19 protein-coding genes and 1 tRNA gene are annotated in these 19,308 nt (G+C 62.7%); 7 read left to right on the forward strand and 13 right to left on the reverse strand.

The annotated features are described in order from the left end of the window. Positions 1–11 precede the first annotated feature (11 nt). Entirely contained in the window at positions 12–1,490 is a 1,479-nt protein-coding gene (locus tag FJ960_RS00105; protein WP_140711371.1) for an ABC transporter substrate-binding protein, read from the reverse strand. 161 nt (positions 1,491–1,651) lie between these two features. Beyond that, the gene (locus FJ960_RS00110; RefSeq protein ID WP_140502678.1) at positions 1,652–2,932 is read right to left on the reverse strand and encodes an acetylornithine deacetylase/succinyl-diaminopimelate desuccinylase family protein; all 1,281 of its coding nucleotides are present in this window, start codon (positions 2,930–2,932) and stop codon (positions 1,652–1,654) included. Positions 2,933–3,148: 216 nt separating this feature from the next. Here FJ960_RS00110 and FJ960_RS00115 point away from each other — a divergent pair, with 216 nt between their 5' ends. Continuing rightward, on the forward strand, positions 3,149–3,577 hold the full coding sequence (locus tag FJ960_RS00115; RefSeq protein WP_140502679.1) for a L,D-transpeptidase: 429 nt from the start codon (positions 3,149–3,151) through the stop codon (positions 3,575–3,577). Positions 3,578–3,647: 70 nt separating this feature from the next. Here FJ960_RS00115 and FJ960_RS00120 read toward each other — a convergent pair whose 3' ends face one another. From FJ960_RS00120 to FJ960_RS00160, 9 genes are all read right to left on the reverse strand, one after another. Beyond that, positions 3,648–4,631 carry a lipid A biosynthesis lauroyl acyltransferase gene (locus tag FJ960_RS00120; RefSeq protein ID WP_181166080.1) on the reverse strand — a complete coding sequence of 328 codons (984 nt, stop codon included), beginning with the start codon at positions 4,629–4,631 and terminating at the stop codon, positions 3,648–3,650. Positions 4,632–4,644: 13 nt separating this feature from the next. Beyond that, entirely contained in the window at positions 4,645–5,673 is a 1,029-nt protein-coding gene (locus FJ960_RS00125) for a zinc-binding dehydrogenase (protein ID WP_140711372.1), read from the reverse strand. Between the two features lie 36 nt (positions 5,674–5,709). Further along, complete coding sequence (locus tag FJ960_RS00130; RefSeq protein ID WP_140711373.1) at positions 5,710–6,981, reverse strand: beta-ketoacyl-ACP synthase; 1,272 nt, start codon at positions 6,979–6,981, stop codon at positions 5,710–5,712. A 44-nt stretch (positions 6,982–7,025) separates the two neighbouring features. Then, on the reverse strand, positions 7,026–8,216 hold the full coding sequence (locus FJ960_RS00135) for a beta-ketoacyl-ACP synthase (RefSeq protein WP_140711374.1): 1,191 nt from the start codon (positions 8,214–8,216) through the stop codon (positions 7,026–7,028). 55 nt (positions 8,217–8,271) lie between these two features. Further along, positions 8,272–8,565 carry an acyl carrier protein gene (locus FJ960_RS00140; protein ID WP_027029416.1) on the reverse strand — a complete coding sequence of 98 codons (294 nt, stop codon included), beginning with the start codon at positions 8,563–8,565 and terminating at the stop codon, positions 8,272–8,274. Between the two features lie 173 nt (positions 8,566–8,738). After that, positions 8,739–9,884 carry a slipin family protein gene (locus tag FJ960_RS00145; protein WP_181166081.1) on the reverse strand — a complete coding sequence of 382 codons (1,146 nt, stop codon included), beginning with the start codon at positions 9,882–9,884 and terminating at the stop codon, positions 8,739–8,741. 356 nt (positions 9,885–10,240) lie between these two features. Continuing rightward, positions 10,241–10,310: transfer RNA gene (locus FJ960_RS00150), tRNA-Met, on the reverse strand. A gap of 306 nt (positions 10,311–10,616) precedes the next feature. Next, positions 10,617–11,165, reverse strand: a complete 549-nt coding sequence (locus FJ960_RS00155; RefSeq protein ID WP_140711375.1) for a histidine phosphatase family protein — start codon at positions 11,163–11,165, stop codon at positions 10,617–10,619. Between the two features lie 120 nt (positions 11,166–11,285). Then, a complete protein-coding gene (locus FJ960_RS00160) occupies positions 11,286–12,104 on the reverse strand; it encodes a tetratricopeptide repeat protein (protein WP_348642342.1) in 819 nt (272 codons plus the stop codon). Here FJ960_RS00160 and FJ960_RS00165 point away from each other — a divergent pair. From FJ960_RS00165 to FJ960_RS00180, 4 genes are all read left to right on the forward strand, one after another. After that, the gene (locus tag FJ960_RS00165) at positions 12,091–12,291 is read left to right on the forward strand and encodes a hypothetical protein (RefSeq protein WP_140711376.1); all 201 of its coding nucleotides are present in this window, start codon (positions 12,091–12,093) and stop codon (positions 12,289–12,291) included. The two genes, FJ960_RS00160 and FJ960_RS00165, sit on opposite strands and share 14 nt — an antisense overlap. Positions 12,292–12,361: 70 nt before the next feature. Further along, positions 12,362–13,312: an AEC family transporter gene (locus FJ960_RS00170; RefSeq protein WP_140711377.1), complete on the forward strand. Its 951-nt coding sequence runs from the start codon at positions 12,362–12,364 to the stop codon at positions 13,310–13,312. Positions 13,313–13,495: 183 nt separating this feature from the next. Beyond that, entirely contained in the window at positions 13,496–14,953 is a 1,458-nt protein-coding gene (locus FJ960_RS00175; protein ID WP_140711378.1) for an NAD-dependent succinate-semialdehyde dehydrogenase, read from the forward strand. 85 nt (positions 14,954–15,038) lie between these two features. Beyond that, entirely contained in the window at positions 15,039–16,061 is a 1,023-nt protein-coding gene (locus tag FJ960_RS00180) for an aldose epimerase family protein (protein ID WP_140502690.1), read from the forward strand. Between the two features lie 5 nt (positions 16,062–16,066). Here FJ960_RS00180 and FJ960_RS00185 read toward each other — a convergent pair whose 3' ends face one another. Then, entirely contained in the window at positions 16,067–16,990 is a 924-nt protein-coding gene (locus FJ960_RS00185; protein WP_140711379.1) for a sugar kinase, read from the reverse strand. A 151-nt stretch (positions 16,991–17,141) separates the two neighbouring features. On the opposite strand from FJ960_RS00185, the gene FJ960_RS00190 reads away from it, so the two are divergent. Further along, on the forward strand, positions 17,142–17,591 hold the full coding sequence (locus tag FJ960_RS00190; RefSeq protein WP_140502693.1) for a FixH family protein: 450 nt from the start codon (positions 17,142–17,144) through the stop codon (positions 17,589–17,591). 7 nt (positions 17,592–17,598) lie between these two features. Continuing rightward, positions 17,599–18,798 carry a cytochrome c peroxidase gene (locus FJ960_RS00195; RefSeq protein ID WP_140711380.1) on the forward strand — a complete coding sequence of 400 codons (1,200 nt, stop codon included), beginning with the start codon at positions 17,599–17,601 and terminating at the stop codon, positions 18,796–18,798. Position 18,799: 1 nt separating this feature from the next. Here the strand turns inward: FJ960_RS00195 and FJ960_RS00200 are convergent, their stop codons facing one another. Next, positions 18,800–19,252, reverse strand: coding sequence for an Lrp/AsnC ligand binding domain-containing protein (locus FJ960_RS00200; protein ID WP_140711381.1), 453 nt, complete (start codon positions 19,250–19,252; stop codon positions 18,800–18,802). Positions 19,253–19,308: the final 56 nt, after the last annotated feature.

The following is a 19,308-nucleotide window of genomic DNA, read 5'->3' on the forward strand; positions in this document are numbered from 1 at the left end:
CACCACAAGCCTCACTCGCTCCACTTCACCTTGGTGAGATCATTGGCCTGGATAGGCGCGTTTTCCCATAATCCCTGCAATTTGGCGTCCCAGACGCCGATCTTGGGCAGTTCGTAGAGGAAGCCGACCACGGCGTCGTCGGCCAGGATCTTTTGTGCCTCGCCAAGCAGTTCCTTGCGCTTGGTTTCGTCGGAGGTGAGGTTGAGGTCGGCGATTATTTTGTCGAAGGTCGGATTGTCGTAGTTGAAGTAGTAGTCCTTGCGCGAATAAATATCGATGTCGTTGGGTTCGGTGTGGGAGACGATGGTCAGGTCGTAGTCCTTCTTGGTGAACACCTGGTCCAGCCACTGCGCCCATTCGACCGGGATGATTTCGAGGTTGATTCCGACATCGCGAAGTTCCGAGGCGATGATCTCGCCACCCAGCCGTGCATAGCTGGGCGGCGGCAGTTTCAGCGTTGCCTTGAAGCCGTTCTCCAGCCCGGCTTCCTTCAGCAACTCCTTGGCCTTGTCGATGTTGTGCGGATAGAGGCCGGTGAGGTCGACATAGTCCTTGTTGGCTGGCGACATATGCGAGCCGATCGGCAGGCCAAGGCCGGCCGAGGCGCCGTCGATGATCGCCTTGCGGTCGAGCGCGTACGAGATCGCCTGCCTTACCTGCAGCTTGTCGAAAGGCGGCTTCTTGTTGTTGATCGCCAGGATGGTCTCGCCCTCGGTCGAGCCGATCACCACCTTGAAACGCGGGTCGTCCTTGACCTGTGCCAGGCTGTCGGGATCGAAGAAGGGGAAGGCCTGGATGTCGCCGGACAGCAGCGCCGGCACATAGGCCGCGGCATCCGGCACGATACGGAACTCGACTTTGTCGAGGAACACCGGAGCGCCCCAGTAATGGTCGGCTTTTACCAAAGTGATCGATGATCCCTTGGCCCAGTTCTGGAATTTGAACGGGCCGGTGCCAACAGGTTTTTCCTTGTTGGTATCGGCGGATTTGGGGGACACCATCACTGCGTCGCCCCATCCCATATTGTAGAGGAAAGACCCTTGCGGGTTCTTCAGCGTGATCTTGACCGTTGCCGGATCGATGATCTCGACCTTGTCGATGGCTGCGAACAGGCCCTTCTGCGCATTGACCGAATTGTCGGCGCGGGCCCGGTCGAGCGAGAATTTCACATCGTCGGCGCTGAAATCGGCGCCGTCGTGGAATTTGACGCCGGTGTGCAGCTTGAACGTATAGATCTTGCCGTCATCGGAAATTGTCCAGCCCTCGGCCAGATCCGGCAGAACCTCGCCATTGGGGCCGATCCGGGTCAGACCCTCGAAGACATTGGCGTAGAGCACTTCCTTGATCGCCGCCGCAGCGCCCGCTGTTGGATCGAGATGGGGCGGTTCGAGCGGAATGCCGATGACCAGGTCGGTCCGGGCCGCAAAGGCCTGACTTCCGGCGGCCAGCGCAAGGACCGCCGCGGCCAGAATGGTTTTCCACAGTCTCATCGTGCAACTCCCCATGCGTTCAGGACACGTGCTCAAACCGGGCGATAGAAGCGTGATTTCGCGCGGGAGTAAATTGCGTTTCGTGCTGCCGGGCAGGATGGCCGGGAATGTTTCTGCCGTGCCAGCCCTGTCGGCAGGTCGAAGCTTGTCGCGATGCTGGGTTATTCCGTGGCAGTGCCACGCAGCAGCACGTTGAGCCCGATCGCCATCACCTTGGCTGATTCCACCATGTCCGATACGCCGACCCACTCGTCCGGCCGGTGGGCAAGATCGAGAATGCCGGGTCCGTAGGCGATGCAGTCATAGATGTGGCCGATGCGGGCAATGTGCTTCTGGTCGTAGGTGCCGGGCGAAATGACGTAGTCGGGCTCGCGGTCGAAGATCGCATGAATGCCTTGCGCCACCGCCTTGACCACGGGCGCGTCGCGCTCGGTCATCAGCGGCAGTACTTCCATCAGGTCGCGGATTTCATAATCGAACTTTTCGCGCTCGCGCTTCAGTCGGTCGAGAATGCCGGTCACTTCGGCTTTGACCGTGGCGAGATCCTCCTCGAGCAGGAAGCGGCGGTCGATGGTCAGCCGGCAGGAATCGGGCACGTTGGGCGAGGGCAGGCCGGGCCGGAAATCCTCGGTCTGGCCGCCATGGATGGAGTTGATGTTCATGGTCGAGCGCCTGGCGCCTTCCGGCACCACCGGCATGCGCGTGATCTTGCGGTCGAGCGCCGGAAACAACTCGTTCTCGAAGGCCCGCAGGACGGCGCCCATGTGGCGCACCGCATTGTCGCCGAGAAACGGCATCGAACCGTGCGCGATCTCTCCCTTGGTCTCGATCTCCGCCCACCAGACGCCGCGATGGCCAAGGCAGATGCGGTCCTTGTTCAACGGCTCGGGGATGATGACGTGGTCGACCTTGGGTTTCGAGAAATAGCCGAGCCTGGCCAGATGGGCGACGCCGCCGAAGCCGCCGGACTCCTCATCGACCGTGCCCGAGATCTCGATAGCGCCGGGAAAATCGGGGAAGACTTCCATGAAGGCTTCGACAGCGATGATGGAGGCGGCGAGGCCGCCCTTCATGTCGCAGGCGCCGCGGCCATAGACCCTGCCGTCCCTGATGACGCCGGCAAAGGGATCCACGGTCCAGCCCTCGCCGGCCTCAACCACGTCTATATGCGAATTGAAGTGGACGCAGGCGCCGGGTGACCGGCCGTCGAAACGGGCGACGACATTGACGCGCGGATAGCGATCGGTGTCGCCGGGCGTGCCTTCGGCGCGGATGAACTCGGTCTCAAAGCCACGTTTCCTTAGCCGCGCACCGATATAGTCGGCGCATGGCCTGTAGGCTTCGCCGGGTGGATTGACGGTCGGAAAACGGATCAGGTCGGCGGTCAGCGCCACCAACTCGTCGCGCCTGATATCGATTGCCTTGAGGAGTCGCTCGTTCATGCCGCGATTTGAGCAGCGATCGCCGTGGTTTTGCAAGCCCGTCGATCAACCCGTGCAGCGCGTCCCTGCGGCAACTATCGCGGGAAATCGTTCAAATTAGCTGCTTTGGATTGGCGAATTGATCAAGGACTGTGTGTTATCCGTTCACCGCCATTAAAAAGGTGAAAAAGAACGTGATGGCGAGCAGGCAAGGGGCAATCAAAGGGGTTTGATCGCATGAAAATGTCATTTCTCAAGGCAGCAGTATTGGTTGTTGCGCTGTTTGGCGCATCGGTCGCAAGTGAGGCGGCCACATTGGTGGCGAATATCGACGTGTCGTCGCAGACAATGACGGTCCGCTATGGCGCTTCGGTCTATCGGTGGGCCGTGTCGACCGCTCGGCCAGGCTATTTCACGCCACGCGGCACCTACCGGCCGCAACGCACGGCGCGGATGTGGTATTCGCGCAAATACGAAATGTCGCCGATGCCTTATTCCGTATTCTTCCATGGCGGCTATGCCATCCATGGAACAGGCGCCGTCAGGCAGCTCGGCCGCCCGGCTTCGCATGGCTGCGTGAGGCTGCATACGGCAAATGCCGCAACCTTCTATTCGATGGTGCGCGAGGTCGGATACGGCAATACGCGCATTGTCGTCACCAATTAGGCAATTGGCGGTTCACTGATATTGGCTTTGTCTGCTGGCGGAGGAACTCACGTTCCCGCCAGCGGCTTGCTCAGGTGTTTGAGGCGGGAGCCGGGTTCGGCCGCTTTTTTCGCCGCCAGTTGCTGATCTCCCACCTTTTGTGGAACCACATCCACTGGCCGGGATCCTCGCGCACCCAGCGCTCGACGACGTCGTTCAGCATCTGGGTGGTGGCGTGGACGTCGACGCTGCCGTCGGCCGTGCGCGGCAAGACCAGCTTGTCCTCAATCTCGAGCCGGAAGCGGTTGCCTGGCAACCTGACACAACGCGCCGGATAGACATCGCAGTCATAGTGACGGGCAAGGGTGCCGAGCACGCGGTTGCTCTGGCAGGGACGGCCGAAGAAGGTCGTGTCCAGGCCGTTGGAGAATTTCTGGTCGACGAGAACGCCGATATTGCCGCCATTCTCCAAGACTCCCGCCAGCGCGAACGAGGCGCCAGCCATCGAAGGGAGCAAGCCTCCCATGGTCGATCGCCTTGTCGAAAGGATGTAGTCGGCCAGGTAGGGGTTGTTGGGCGGCCGAAACAGCGCCGTGATGTTCATGCCAAAGGTCGCGGCCGCCACCGGCAGCAGCTCGAAATTGCCGAGATGGCCGGTGAAGACGATATGCGGCTGCTTCTCGGCCGCGATCTCGACGAAGTGCTCTGTTCCCTTGACCTCAACCCGACCCGGCTTGCCGGCGGCGGGGTCATAGTCGAACAGGGCGTCCAAAAAGATGTATTCGGCGGCAAGGCGGGCCATGTTGCCCCACATGTCGGAGGCGATGGCCTGGATTTCGCCATCACTCTTTCCCGGATAGGCCTTGCGCAGATTGTCGATGGCGACCTGGTGGCGTCCGACCCTTGGGCCGATGAGGCGAGCCGTGCGGTCGGCAAAATTCAGCGCGCTGTCGACCGGCAGCAGGCGCAGCAGCGACATGATGATCATCGCCGCGCGCGCGACAAGCCAGTAATTCATCTGGCGCAGTTGTCTGCCATAGCGAAATGTCAGATCGCGGCGAAGTTTCTTGAGCACGGAAATCGAGGCTCTAGGCGACGCGCAGGATGATCTTGCCGAAGACGTCGCGGCCTTCCATGCGCTTCAGCGCGGCATCGATATCGTCGAAGCCGACCTCGGTGTCGATGACCGGCGCGACCTGCCCCGCAGCCATCTTCTGCATGGCGTTGGCCATGTTCTCCATGCGGCAACCGAAGGATCCGAGCAGTTTCAACTGCTGCTGGAAGAGTTGCATCAGGTTGATCTGCGTCGACACGCCCGAGGTCGAGCCGCAGGTCACCAGGCGGCCACCGCGCTTCAGGCACAGCATCGAGCCGGCAAAGGTGTCGGTGCCGACATGCTCGAACACGACGTCGACGCCCTTCTTCTTCGTCAGCTTGCGCACGACGCCTTCGAAGCGGTCGTCGCGGTAGTTGATGACATGGTCGGCGCCGAGCGCCTTGGCCTTGTCGACCTTGTCGTTCGAGCCGACCGTGGTGATGATCGTGCAGCCCATCCGCTTGGCCAACTGGATAGCCGCCGAACCGATGCCCGATCCGCCGGCATGGACAAGGATCGTCTCGCCGGGCTGCAGCCTGGCATTGTCGAACAGCATGTGCTCGACGGTGCCGAAAGTAACGGGTGCTACCGCGGCCCCGATGTCGGTCACGCCGGGCGGGGCGGGGACCAGCAGGCGCGCCGGCAGGTTGATCTTCTCCTGCGCGAAGCCGTCGAGATGGAAGCCGTGAACGCCCGAAACATGTTCGCACAGATTGTCGCGGCCTTCGCGGCAGGCGCGGCAGAGGCCGCAGGTGCGCGCGCCGTAGATCGACACCAATTGTCCGGGAAGCAGGCCGGAAACGCCGGGACCGACCGTCTCAACCTCGCCGGAAGCCTCGGCGCCGACGACCAGCGGCAGCTTGCGCTTGGCGAAGGCCATGCCACGCCAGCCCCAGACGTCGATATGGTTCAGCGCCACTGCCTTGATGCGCAGCGTGACTTCGCCAAGCGCGGGGGGTGGCGGGGGTGGCAGGTCCACCGTTTCAAGGCGGCGATCCTCGATAAGTTGCAGTGCGCGCATGGAGCCTGTCGGTTCTGTTAAGCGGAAAGGGCTCGCTTAGACCGGTTCCCGCGCCATGACAAGGCAAGTGTTCTGGCCGCCGAAGCCGAAGGAGTTCGACAGTACAGTGCGAACCTGCGCATCGCGCTTCTTGTTCGGCACGACGTCGAGCACGATCGCAGGGTCGGGATTGTCATAATTGATGGTCGGGGGAATGACGCTTTCGCGCATCGTCATCAGCGAAAACGCCGCTTCGACCGCGCCCGCCGCCGACAGTGTGTGGCCGATCATCGACTTGTTGGACGAGATCGGCATAGAGCCGATGCGCTCGCCAAACACCGTCGACAGCGATAGGTGCTCCATCTTGTCGTTTTCCGGCGTCGAGGTGCCGTGGGCGTTGACATAGTCGATCTCGTCTTCGCCGAGGCCCGCATCGGCAAGTGCGGCCCGGACAGCGGCAATCGCCGGCGAACCGTCCGGCTTGGAGCGGGTGCGGTGGAAATCGTCGGCCTTTTCGCCACAGCCGCTGAGGATGCCAAGAACGGCGGCCCCACGGGCGAGCGCCGCCTCCAGCGATTCCAGCACCAGAGCGCCGGACCCCTCCGCCAATACAAAGCCGTCACGGTCCTTGGAAAACGGCTTGGAAGCCTTTCCCGGATTGTCGTTGTGAGTGGAAAGAGCCGACAGCAGCGAGAAGCGGATCAGCGCCTCGGCGGTTGCCGAACCGTCGGCGCCGATCGACAGGGCCCGGTCGCATTCGCCACGGCGGATCGCCTCGACGCCGAGCTGGATGGCGGTCGCGCCGGACGCGCAAGCCGTCGAGAGCGTGATCGGCAGGCCGCGCGTGCCGAACCGGTCGGCGAGCCGGTCGGCGATCGAACCGAACTGGGTGGTTTCGAAAACATCAAGCTCCTTCAGGCCGCGCGCCACACGCAGCAGCCTTTCGGCGCCGGAATCCTGCTTGTCGGAATTGTAGAGCGAAAAGCGGTCGTGCCAGTCGAGTTCTACCGGTGGCGAGGCGAGGAACAGAGGGCCGCCGAAATCACCGGAATTCAGGCCGGCTTCGCCAACGGCCTCCTGCGCAGCGGTTTCCGCAAGCTCATAGGTGAGGAGGCTTGCTCCCTTGGAGCTCGACGGCAGAAAATCGACCATGCCGGAGATACGCGTGTTGAGGTGATCGACCGGGAAACGGGTGATCGGGTGAATGCCCGACTTGCCCGAAGTCAGTGCTGCCCAATTATCTGATTTGCCGACGCCGAGCGAGGTCACAACCCCGATGCCGGTGACGGCGACAACGGGCCTGCCCATGTGATCTCTGAACTTGGCCATCCGGGAGCCCCTCTCATCTCTGCGGCATGATCGCGAAACGCGCCTCAGACGGCGTTGACCAGCGCCATGCCCTCGAATTGGTGATAGCCGATCGCCGTTGCAAGGACGCTCGCGGGAATGCCTTCGAATGGCTTTTCGGCCGTAGCGTCAAAAACAGGGTAGGCGGCCTTGCGGTCGACAGCCAATGCCGCCAGCGCCACGGCGAAGGGGAACTGTGCTTCCTTCATATGCCCGGTCAGCGTCGAGAAACCGCGCGTGGCGATTGCCGGATCGGCATCGAGCGCTGATTTCTCGGCAATGGTTGCCGCATGTGCGCCGGACGCGCCGGACATGGCGAGCAGCTTGCCGTTCGGCGGCGCCGCCTGTTTAAGCAGGAGAGCGATCTCGGCGTCGAGTTCTCCGCGCGACCGCCTGGCGCGGCCGGACACGATTTGTCCGAGCTCCGCGTAAATCTTGCGCCCGCGGCTTGCCGCGTGTTCGCGCTGCTCAAGCACCAGGAAGGCCCCGCCGGAACCTGACACCACGCCGCCGCCCTCGGCGCCCTGCCTTTGCCAGACAGGCTTCCACGGGCCGCGATGCAGATAACCGGCCAGTTCATAGCCGAGCAGCATGTCGGAATGTTCAGTCTGGAAGGCGCCGCCGACCAGGATGTGCGTCGACTGGCCGGAGCGGATTCGCGCGGCCGCCGTCTCGACGGCGGCGACGCCGGCGCCTTCCTCGCCCATGAAGGTGCGCGACGAGCCCGTCACCTTGTGGACGATGGAGATGTTGCCTGCGAGCAGATTGGAAAGCTGCGCCAGGAACAGAGTTGGGCGCAGCTCTGTGGTCAGCTTCTCGTTGAGCAGCACGTCGCGGTCGTTGCGGCTTTCCGAAGCGGCGAGAATGTCAGCGTCGACCGCTTCGTCGCGCTCGCCGCCGCCGGCTGCCACGACCATGTCCATGGTGGTGCACAGCTCGTCATTGCCCTTGATGCCGGCATCGTCCAGGGCGAGGCCCGCGGCATAGGTGCCGAGCCTCTGCCATGTCTCCATCTGCCGCTGGTCGCCGCGCTTGGCGATCTGAAGGTTCCAGTCGATCTCGGGCAGCGGATGGACGGTGTAGGGTGCAAAGCGCGCGGCTTCGAGCACCGGCTCCCGGCCGGGTTGCGCCAGCTTCTGCCAATGGGCGTCAGGACCTTCCCCCAGCGAGGAAACAAGGCCGATACCTGTGATGACGACGTCGTGGGGGCTGCTCATGGGCGGCTTTGTGGGTCAGGCGGCGGAGCGCGTCAAGTCACGCGCCCTGATGACCTCAGGCGGTCTTGGCGGCAACCAGCGCGTCGATCTTGGCGCACAGGTTCTTCATGACGAAGTAATCGTCGGTCGAAGCCTTGCCGTCATTGACTTCCTGGGTCCACTTTTCCAGCGGCACCTTGATGCCGAATTCCTTGTCGATGGCGAAGACGATGTCGAGGAAGTCGAGACTGTCGATACCGAGATCGTCAATGGTGTGGCTCTCGGGCGTGATCGTGTCGATATCGATCTCACTGGTATCGGCAATGATCTTGGCGACTTTGTCGAACGTGGTGGAGTTCGTGGTGGACAAGGGCTTTTCCTTCTTTGCGGGCGGAATCTGTCCGCATTCGTTTGGGCGCTGTCTAATCGGTTTTTTCCGGCAGGAAAAGGCCTGATAGCCGGGCGCGGATGGGCAGGGCGCCCAGGAAACGCAAGAAGAGCCGCCGGTTGACCCGGCGGCTCTTCCATTGACGTAACGTAAGCTCAGCTGTCGCGGAGCTTGACCAGGTCGTTCAGCAGCCCGCCCGTTCCGTTGTGGACAGTCAGCCGCTCGACCTTGCCGGCGATGGTTTCCAGAGCCTCGAGCTCCTTCAACCGCAGCATCACCGGGTTTTCCGCCATCACCCTGGCAGTGTTGAGCAGGGAACGCGTGGCGTTCGTCTCCTCACGGCGGCGGATGACGTTGGCCTCGGCCTGCTTTTCGGCCGAAACCACCTGGTTGAGGATCTCGCGCATCTCGCCCGGCAGGATGACATCCTTGAGCGCGATATCGCTGACCTCGACCCCGATCTCGGCCATGTCGGCCCGGACCTTGGCCGCCGCCTCTTCGTCGACCGTCACCTTCTTTTCAAGGATCTGGTCGAGGGTGAGCGCGCCCAACGTCTTGCGGAAGGCGTACTGCAGGGCACGGTAGAGGGCCTCGGAGAAATCCTTCACCGCGCTCACCGCCTTGACCGGATCGACGACCCGGTATTCGGCGGCGATGTTGACTCGGATCGTGACGCGATCCCTGGTCAGCACTTCCTGCCCGGCGACGTCGAGCGACTGGCGCTTGAGGTCGACGACCTTGATCTGCACCATCCGTCCGACGTTCCAGAAGCCGTGCACGCCAGCGGCAAGTGTCCGCACAAGGACACCGTCGATGAACAGCAGCCCGGCCTGGCCGTCGACAACGGGGTGAACGGACATCAATTCCGCCTTCCGAGCCTGGCCGAGCCGGCGCATGACCGCCGGATCGATGGCAAGATCGGCCGAGGTGTCGACCACCATCACCTTCCACGGTCCGGCATCGGTCCACAGCACCAGCTTGCGGTCCGGCGCCAGCACGGAATGGAGGTTGCCGTCACGCTCGATGACGGCGACTTCCGTGCGTCCGGTGCGGATGACGGTAAAATGACGCGCAGCCACGTCCGGGAGCTTGTCGAACAACGCCTTCTCGTACGCCGAAACGAATTCCGGGTTCTTCAAATCGTGCCGGGACACCTCAAGGCTCTGGTTCCGGTTGGCGAGCCAGTGCTCACCCGGCAGCAGGACAGCCTTGATCTCCCCCTTGTGGAGGGTGAGGGCACGTTCGTTTTCCCTTACGAGGACGCGCTCGCGCCCAAGAACCTTGTCGAGAATAGTCGTCATTGTCTTACTCCTGTCGGGCATGGCCCCATGCGAGGCGTCACGTCATGCGTCGATCTTCCCTTCGTTTCTCGTTTCGCTTCGAATTCCGGCACGAATGATCCAGGGACCGGTGGCATCAATCCGTGGCGGGCCTTCGGGAGCGGATCGCGGGGCAGCGAAGCGGGCGCCGGAGGCCAAAACCTCCCTTGCCGGCGACGCTGCGCCTTGACCATCACCGCGAGCCTGGCCGCGAGCCGATGGCATCGGACCTTTCGATACGGCTTTGGCCCGAAGGCTTCGGCCGTCCGTCAGGTCTTCAGCATTCCAGTCCCCGGACCGTTTTCAGATAACACCTGGCAGGGTGCTGGCTTATCAGGCCAATGGAGAAGGAATCGAACCTTCGACAATCAGATTATGAGTCTGATGCTCTAACCAAACTGAGCTATCCGTGATGCAGACGACGGGACTCGAACCCACAACCTCCGGATTAAGTCCGGCGCTCTCCCAATTGAGCTACATCCGCGATCCCAATCCCCAAAGCTGCGCCGTATACAGGGCGGCAAAGCCGCCTGCACGGGCGGAGACGAAAGCTCCAACCGTTGTGCTCGCTTCGGTTTTCGTGACCGGGAGCGCGCCTATAGCCCCTGCGACGGGTTGTCGCAAGCGGCATTGTCGCGGCCAAATCGCGGCTTCTTGCGGCGGTGGCATTTCGGCAACACTGGTTGCCGCGCCTGCGATCGGGGAGTTGCGGTCTCAGAAGGTGACGCGGCCGAGCACGCGCAAGCCGTCGCCTTGCGGCTCGACCACCACTGCTTCGCCTTCGCGCGGCGATACGCCGGTCAGCGCCACGATGTTTTCGAGATGGGTGACCATGACCATATTGTCGGAACCGGTATAGGCGCGGATTTCCTTCATCACCGCCGCGATCTGCGCCGCCTTCTCCGCCGCATCGCTCTTCAAAAGATCGAGGGGTGCAAAAAGCTCCGGCTCGGCCTCGAAGGCGGTGCGCGCCGTGTCGAGGCAGCGGCAGTAGCGGCTGGACAGAATGCGCTCGATGGGAGCCGCGCGGGCGGCAAACAGGGCGCCGATCTTGCTTGCCTGCTGCTTGCCGCGCGCCGACAGATTGACCTGGGTGGCGCAATTGCCGATCTCGAAATTGGCCGGGTCGGTGGTGCCGGTGACCATGGCGTGGCGCAGCAGCACGACATGGCCGCCGTCGCGCAGCAGCGCCCAGCCGGCGTCCGTCGCGTGCGCGGCGGCGGGGACGACAAGCAGGAACAACGCCAAGGCTAACCGGATCATCGCCACCCTTCCATGAGTCCGTATCGGGCTCCAACCATTCGCATATAGAGCCAACCATTCGCATATAGAGATTGGAAAGCGGGCACAAAGACAAGCCGGGCGTCGGCCGCGTCTCAAGCCTCACTTTTTGGCGAGCTGCTGCTTCACCAGATCGATCTTCTGGTCGGTGAGCGGGATGGGGATTGTGTAGCCGGCTTCGGTAAAGCCCTGTTTGGCGTTCTCGAAGAACGCGATCGCCTTGAGGTATTCCGGCTTGCCGCCGCCATAGCTGGCGCGGTTCCAGTGGATGTCGCCAAGGTTGTTCTGTTCGAGGGCCCACTGCATGGGCTGACTTTCCCTGGTGAACACTTTCAGCGTCGCCGTGAAAGCCGCCTCGGCGTTATCGAGATATTTGCCGGTCCGTTCGATGTTGCCGAGGTTGAGGAGGCTCATACCGATACCGTTCTGGGCGTTGGCCCAGTCGACGGGTGCCGTCTCGATGGTCAGCACTTCAAGCGCCGCACGCCGCGCGGCGATCGAATCCTGCAAGGTCCTGGGGTCGGCATTGCTCATGCTCAACCAATGCAGCGTCGAGCCGAGGCCAGCCTGACTCAGCGCCCATTGCCGCGGATTGGTCTCGCGTTTGTACTCGCGCAAGGCATGGCGGTAGGCGGCAATCGCCTCGCTGTAGTGTTCGGGCTTGTCCGTCACGCTGCCAAGAAGCTGGAGCGTGTTGCCGAGATTATAGTAGCTCATCGCCCAATCGAGGGGAAATTTCCGTCTGACATAGACCTGGCGGGCCGCCTGGAATGCCGCGGCCGACTGCTCCAGCCTGGATGCGTCGCGGGTGCGCTGGCCAAGCGTCTGGTAGATCGAGCCGAGATTGTTCTGCGTCGAGCCGAGATTGTTCTGCGCCGACGCCCAATCCATCGGGAAGCGCTGCTTGGTGAACACCGTCAATGCACTGGCCGACGATCAGCGCCACGCCCTTGAGGTCTTTTGCCTCGGCAGCCTGAAGCATCGACGCGGCAACGGAGACAAGCATGGCGACAAACAACGTCAGCCACGCACGCCGGAAAAGACGCAGTTTCGAGGTTTCGACAGAGGTCATTTGTCGTTCCGCCCTGATGATCCAAGTCCTCTATAACCCTGGCAGCCGACGATGATCAAATTCGGGCGCGATTGCGCCGCGACCGTGGCTCGCCTATCCCTGAAAAATGTCTCCGCTCACCGAAACCGTCCTGTTCGTCTTCAGTCTTGTCGCGCTCGGCTATCTCGCCGGGTACACAGGTTATCTGAGACCGGCGAGCGGCGAGGGGATATCCGACTTCGCGGTCTCCGTGGCAATGCCGCTGCTTCTGTTCCAGACCATGGTCAAGGCCGATTTCCATGGCGTGGCACCATGGCCGCTATGGGGTGCCTATTTCACCGCCGTGGCGATCACCTGGGCGGCGGGCCATGTCGTCACCACGCGAATCTTTGGTCGCGATGCACGCGCCGGGGTCGTCGGCGGGGTGTCATCGGCCTATTCCAATGTGGTGCTGCTCGGTGCCCCCTTCATCCTTGGCATATTTGGTCCGAGCGGCTTCGAAGTGCTGTCGCTGCTGGTCTCGGTGCATCTGCCGATCATGATGATGGCTTCGATCGTGCTGTTCGAGATGTTCGGCCGGGGCAGCGGCGACCATGTGCATCCGTTGCGCGTCATCCGCAGCTTCCTGAGGCGGCTGTTCATCAACCCACTGATCATCGGCATTATCCTGGGGCTGGCATGGCGGCTCAGCGGCGTGCCGTTGCCCGGTCTCGTCATGCGGCTGGTCGATGCGCTGGCGAATACGGCCGGGCCGGTGGCGCTGTTTGCCATGGGGCTCAGCCTGCGCCGCTTCGGCATATCAGGCAATGTCCGGCCGGCCCTGGCGCTTTCGGCGCTGAAGCTGTTCCTGATGCCGGCGCTGGTTCTTGCCTTCGTCTGGCTGCTCGGCCTGCCGCCGTTGACTGCCAAGGTGGCGGTCGTGGTGGCGGCGCTGCCGTCCGGCATCAATTCCTATCTCATCGCCGTGCAGTTCAACACCGGCCAGGCGCTGGCATCGAACCAGATGACCATCGCCACGGCTTGCGCGGTCCTCACCACCGCCTTCTGGCTGATGGTGGTCCTGCATGTCTTCGGGTGAGATTGACGACGGCGCATGCCAACCCGCTCTCGTCTTGCGCTGGTCCAACCCCTATATGCCATCTTGCGATTGCTTGCGAGGCTTTCCCTAGGTTAAGAGCAATGGCTCCAGCGTGCGGCCCTGCCTGCGCTTTACCGAAGACATCCAGATAGCGGCCCGTGAGCGCCGAACGGAGGCTAGACCATGCTTCAGAAAACCAGCCATTTCATGCGCCAGGCCAATCTCATCAACGGCGAATGGGTGCAGGCCGACAGCGGCCAGACGGTCGATGTGAACAATCCAGCCACCGGCCTCAAGATCGGCACGGTGCCGAAGTCGGGCAAGGCAGAGACACGCCGCGCCATCGAGGCGGCCGACGAAGCTTTCAAGACCTGGCGCAAGACGACCGCGCTCGAACGCTCCAAGCTGCTGCGCAAGCTGCATGATGCGATGATGGACAATCAGGACGTACTGGCTGAACTGCTCACCATCGAGCAGGGCAAGTCGCTGTTCGAGTCCAAGGGCGAGATCGGTTCGGCCGCCGCCTACATCCTGTGGTTCGCCGAAGAAGGCCGCCGTACTTATGGCGACGTCGTGCCCTCGCCATGGGCGGACCGTCGCATCCTGGTGACCAAGGAACCGGTCGGCGTCATTGCCGCCATCACACCGTGGAATTTCCCGTCCTCGATGCTGGCCCGCAAGCTCGGTCCCGCACTTGCCGCAGGCTGCACCGCCGTGGTCAAGCCGGCCTCGCAGACGCCGTATTCGGGTCTCGCCTGGGGAGCGCTGGCCGAGGAAGTCGGCTTTCCCAAGGGCGTCGTCAATATCCTGACCGGCGCCGCCGGCGAGATTGGCGACGAGATCTGCGCCAATCCGCTGGTCAAGAAGATCACCTTCACCGGCTCGACCGAGGTCGGCAAGATCCTGATCCAGAAATCGTCGGTCACCGTCAAGAAGGTGTCGATGGAACTCGGCGGCAACGCGCCGTTCATCGTCTTCGACGACGCCGATGTCGAGCGTGCCGTGGCCGGCGCGATCACCGCCAAATATCGCAATTCCGGCCAGACCTGCGTCTGCACCAATCGCTTCCTCGTCCAGGCCGGTGTTTACGACAAGTTCGTCGAGAAGCTCGCTGCAGCCAGCAACGGCCTGAAGGTCGGTTCCGGCCTCGAAGAGGGCGTCCAGCAGGGGCCGCTGATCGACGAGAAGGCGGTAGAGAAGGTCGAGGAGCTGATCGCCGATGCCACCTCGAAGGGCGGCAAGGTCGTCGCCGGCGGTCATCGCCATGCGCTGGGCGGCTCGTTCTTCCAGCCGACGGTCATCGCCAACGCGACGCCGAAAATGCGCTTCATGAAGGAAGAGATCTTTGGCCCGGTCGCACCCGTGTTCAAGTTCGAAACCGAGGAAGAGGCCGTCGCGCTCGCCAACGACACTGAGTTCGGCCTTGCCTGCTATTTCTACACCGGCGATCTCGGCCGCGCCTTCCGGGTCATGGAAGGCCTGAAATACGGTATGGTCGGCGTCAATGAAGGGCTGATCACCACTCCGGAAGCGCCGTTCGGCGGCGTCAAGGAATCCGGACTTGGCAAGGAAGGCGGACATCAGGGCATCGAGGATTACCTCGATACCAAATATGTGTGCATCGGCGGCCTCGGCCTCTGATAGGCTGGTGTTGGGGCAGGCTGGTAAACCTGCCCCAGGCTGAATAACCAGCCGAAGTCCTTTGGATCCACTGGCATTTGCGGGCATGATGATGAAGGACGGCGAGGTTTTCGGCACGACGCAGGCAGGCGAACCGATCCGCCGCTTTACGATCAGGGGCGGCGGCCTCAGCGCCAACGTCATCGGGCTTGGCGCCATCGTCCAGGACCTGCGCCTGATCGGGCACGACGCGCCGCTGGTCCTCGGCTACAACAATCTGGAGGCCTATGAGACCGACACCGGCTTCTTCGGGGCAGTGGTTGGGCGCTACGCCAACCGCATCGGCGACGGCCGCTTCACAATTGGCGGCAACCGCTACCAGACCGAGCGCAACTTCCTGGACAAGCATACGCTGCATGGCGGCTCGCAAGGCTACTCGCACCGTCCATGGGCGGTTTCACTGCATGGCAGGGACTTCGTCACGCTGACATTGCACGATCCCGATGGCGCGATGGGCTTTCCCGGCGCGCTCGACGTTACCTGCACTTACCGGCTGAAAATTCCCGGCACGCTCAGCGTCGAACTGACGGCGACCTGCGAGGAGCCGACGCCGTGCAATCTCACCCAGCATTCCTACTTCAACCTTGATGATGGCGGCACGGGCGACATTCTCGACCACAGGATGATGCTGAACGCCGGCGCCTATTTGCCTGTCGACGGCGACATGATCCCGACCGGCGTGGTCAAGCCGGTCGACGGCACGCCCTTCGATTTTCGTCAGGCGCGGCCGCTGCGCATGGAGACCGAGGGCGAACAGCTGCCCTACGACCAGAATTTCTGCCTGGCCGCGGCGCGCGGGCCGCTCAAGCAGGCAGCGTGGGTGCAAGGAGCGAATTCCGGCGTCGAGATGGAAGTCTGGACCACGGAGCCCGGTGTCCAGCTCTACACCGGGCAATATGTGACGCCGCGCATCGGTCTGGAAGGACGGAATTACAAGGCCTTCAGCGGCTTCTGCCTGGAGCCGCAAATATGGCCGGACGCGCCGAACCGGCCCTATTTCCCGCAGGCGACGCTATGGCCGGGCGCGATCTACCACCACGTGACCGAATATCGCTTCCGGCAGAGTTAGCTTTTTCAGGGCTTGTCGAACGCCGCTCGTAGCGTCTCGAACGGCGCCAGCGCCCCGCGGACCTGCACCACGGCAGCGGCAACGCGGTGCGCGTGGCGGACAGCGTCCGTCGGACCAAACCCGGCAAGCCGTGCGGCGAGATAGCCGCCATTGAAGGAATCCCCGGCACCTGTCGTATCCACGGGCACCGCGACATGGATTGCGGCGACCTCCCGCAGCGCTCCACCCTCGGCAATCAACGCCGGCGCTTCGCCGTTCTTGACCACGACCTCCTTGACCAATTGACCGAGGCGATCAGCGGTCGCCTGCGGTGTGTCATCGCCGAACAGCATCTGTTCGTCCGGGAAAGTCGGCAATGCAATGTCGGTGACGGCGAGCGCTTCGACGATCGCTGCCTGCGAATCCTCGCGGCGGCGCCAGAGCCGTGGCCGATAATTCGGATCAAAGGCGATCAGCGAGCCCGCCGAGCGTGCCTTAGCCACGGCAACCAGCAGTGCCTTGCGCGAGGCCTCGTCGAGAATTGCCAAAGTGATTCCGGAAAAATACACAAGCGCCTGATTTTCCAGGTTTTTCGACAACGCCGCTGGATCCGACGCGAGCTGCTTGGCGGCGGCGTCGCCGCGCCAGTAAGTGAAGGAGCGCTCGGCGCCGGTCAGCGTGATCGCATAGAGGCCGGGGCGCGCGCCCGGTACGACCGGGCTGGAGCCGATGCCGATGCCGTTTTCTGCGAAGAAGGCGATCTGGCCCTGTGAGAAGGGGTCGTCGCCGAAGGCCGAGACATATGTTGCCGGCCGGTCAGCGCTCAGCGCATGCAGCGCCCACAGCGTGTTGAACGTGTCGCCGGCAAAGCCCATGCGCCAGTTCGGGCCGGTCTGTCCCGACAGTTCGAGCATGCATTCGCCGATCGAGGCGACGCCGTTTCCCACCATCTGCAATCCTCCAGTGATTTCGGTGCTGTAGCTTTTTGGCCGACGCAGCGCCATGCTTGGCAAGCAGGCTTTTTTCCGCCACAGCGTTTTCCCACAGGCTGGCGGGATGCGATCCGCCCGGCAGAACGTTATCCGCAGAAGAGGAACCGGTTTGGCATCATTATGGCGTTATTTCCTGGCAGGTCTTGGTCTGGCTGCTTTGCTGGTCGGCGTTCTCGCGGCCGTCTATCTGACGGCGCCGCATTCGGCACAGCCCGTCGGCCCGGATGTCTCGCGGACCAAGAAAACCGACAATGGATTGTACGTAGCGAGTTTCGTGCCGGAACGCGGCGTGGTGCGGCAGGGCGAGCTGGAATCCTGGCTGCTGACGCTGAAGACAAAGACAGGGGCTTCGGTGGAGCGAGCCGCGATCACCATCTCCGGCGGCATGCCGCAACACAATCACGGTCTGCCGACCAGCCCGCAGGCGACCGATTATCTGGGCGAGGGACGCTACCGCATCGAAGGGGTGAAATTCACCATGAGCGGCTGGTGGCAACTGCGTTTCGCCATATCGTCCGGCGCGGGCTCCGACACTGTGCTGTTCAACGTGGTGCTGTGAGCGGTCGATGAGGCGCTTTTTCTGCTTTTTTGCGCTGACGGTGGCGGCCATCCTTGCCGGTTGCGGCAAGCCGGATTTTTCCGATGCCGAGAAGAAAATGATTGCTTCGCTGGCATTGAACACACTGCCAGCGCTGAAGCCGGACACCACCAATCGCTTTGCGGATGTGCCAGCCGCCGCCGCACTTGGCTCGACGCTGTTCTTCGACGTCGGGATGAGCCGCGACGGTACGGTGTCCTGCTCGACCTGCCACAAGATCGACCGCCAGTTCCAGGACGACCTGCCGCAGGCGGTCGGCGTTGGGCGCACCAACCGGCGCACCATGCCACTGGCCGGTGTGGCGCGCGACCCCTGGTTCTTCTGGGACGGACGTCGCGATAGCTTATGGGCGCAGGCGCTGACCCCCCTCGAAAACCCGTTGGAACAGGCTGGAAACCGCACCGCCTATGCGCGTTACATGAAGACACGCTTCGGCGAACGCTATGAACGGATCTTCGGGCCATTGCCTGATTTGTCCGGCATTCCGCCGAATGCCAGCCCGCTCGGAAGCGATGCCGAAAGGACAGCCTGGAACGCGATGAGCGGCGCGCAGCGTGATGCGGTGAACCGCGTCTACGCCAATATAGGCAAGGCGATCGCCGCTTTCGAACGCTCGATCGAGCCGTCGCCGACGCGCTTCGACCGCTTTGCACTGGACCTTGCCACAGGTGCCGAGCCGAAAGGCGATGCGGCCTTTTCGCAAGAAGAAATCCTTGGGCTGAAACTGTTCATCGGCAAGGCCAATTGCGTGACCTGCCACAACGGCCCGCGCTTGAGCGACAACGGTTTTCACAACACGGGCGTGCCGCCTGTTGCCGGCCTGCCGGCGGATCGTGGGCGCGTCGATGCGGTGGCCCAAGTCGAGGCCGACCCGTTCAACTGCTTCGGCGCTTATCGCGATGGCGACGCCAGTGCCTGCGGCGAACTGCGCTTCATGGTCAAGGATGCGCCGGAACTTGTGCGCGCCTACAAGACGCCGTCGCTGCGCGGTGCGGCGACGCGTCCGCCTTACATGCATGCCGGGCAGTTTTCATCGCTCGACGAGGTTGTGGCGCACTACGCCAAAGCAGCAGGAAGTGTTGAGGGCACCTCTGAAATTCACCCGCTTGAGCTGTCCGACCACGAGCGCGCCGCACTGGTGGCGTTCCTGAAGACGTTGTCGGAATAGGTTACCTATCCTTCACCGTTTCCATCGCCACGAAGGTCGAGGTCTGGGCGACGTGGGGCAGGGCCGAGATGCGCTCGCCGAGCACGCGGCGGTAGGCGGCGATGTCGCGGGTGCGGACCTTCAGGAGATAGTCGAAGCTCGACGCCATCATGTGGCACTGCTCGATCTCCGGCACGGCCTTTACGGACCGGTTGAAGGCATCGAGCGCGGCGGATCGGGTGTCCGACAATTTCACCTGGACGAAGGCGACATGGCCTTCGCCCATGCGTTCGCGGTCGATGATCGCCTGGTATCCCCTGATATAGCCGTCCTTCTCCAGCCGCTTCACCCGCGCCTGCACCGGTGTCTTCGACAAGCCGACCCTGGCGGCCAGTTCCGACATGGAAAGCCGGCCGTTGCTGGCCAATGCCGACAGGATGTTCCTGTCGATGCGGTCTAATTGGTCTTCTGTCATCGAAACCGCAGCCTGAATCAGCAATTTTCGGCAACATGATAAGTCGATTGAGCTGC

This window comes from Mesorhizobium sp. B2-3-11, from assembly GCF_006442215.1.
Taxonomy (GTDB): Bacteria; Pseudomonadota; Alphaproteobacteria; order Rhizobiales; family Rhizobiaceae; genus Mesorhizobium; species Mesorhizobium salmacidum.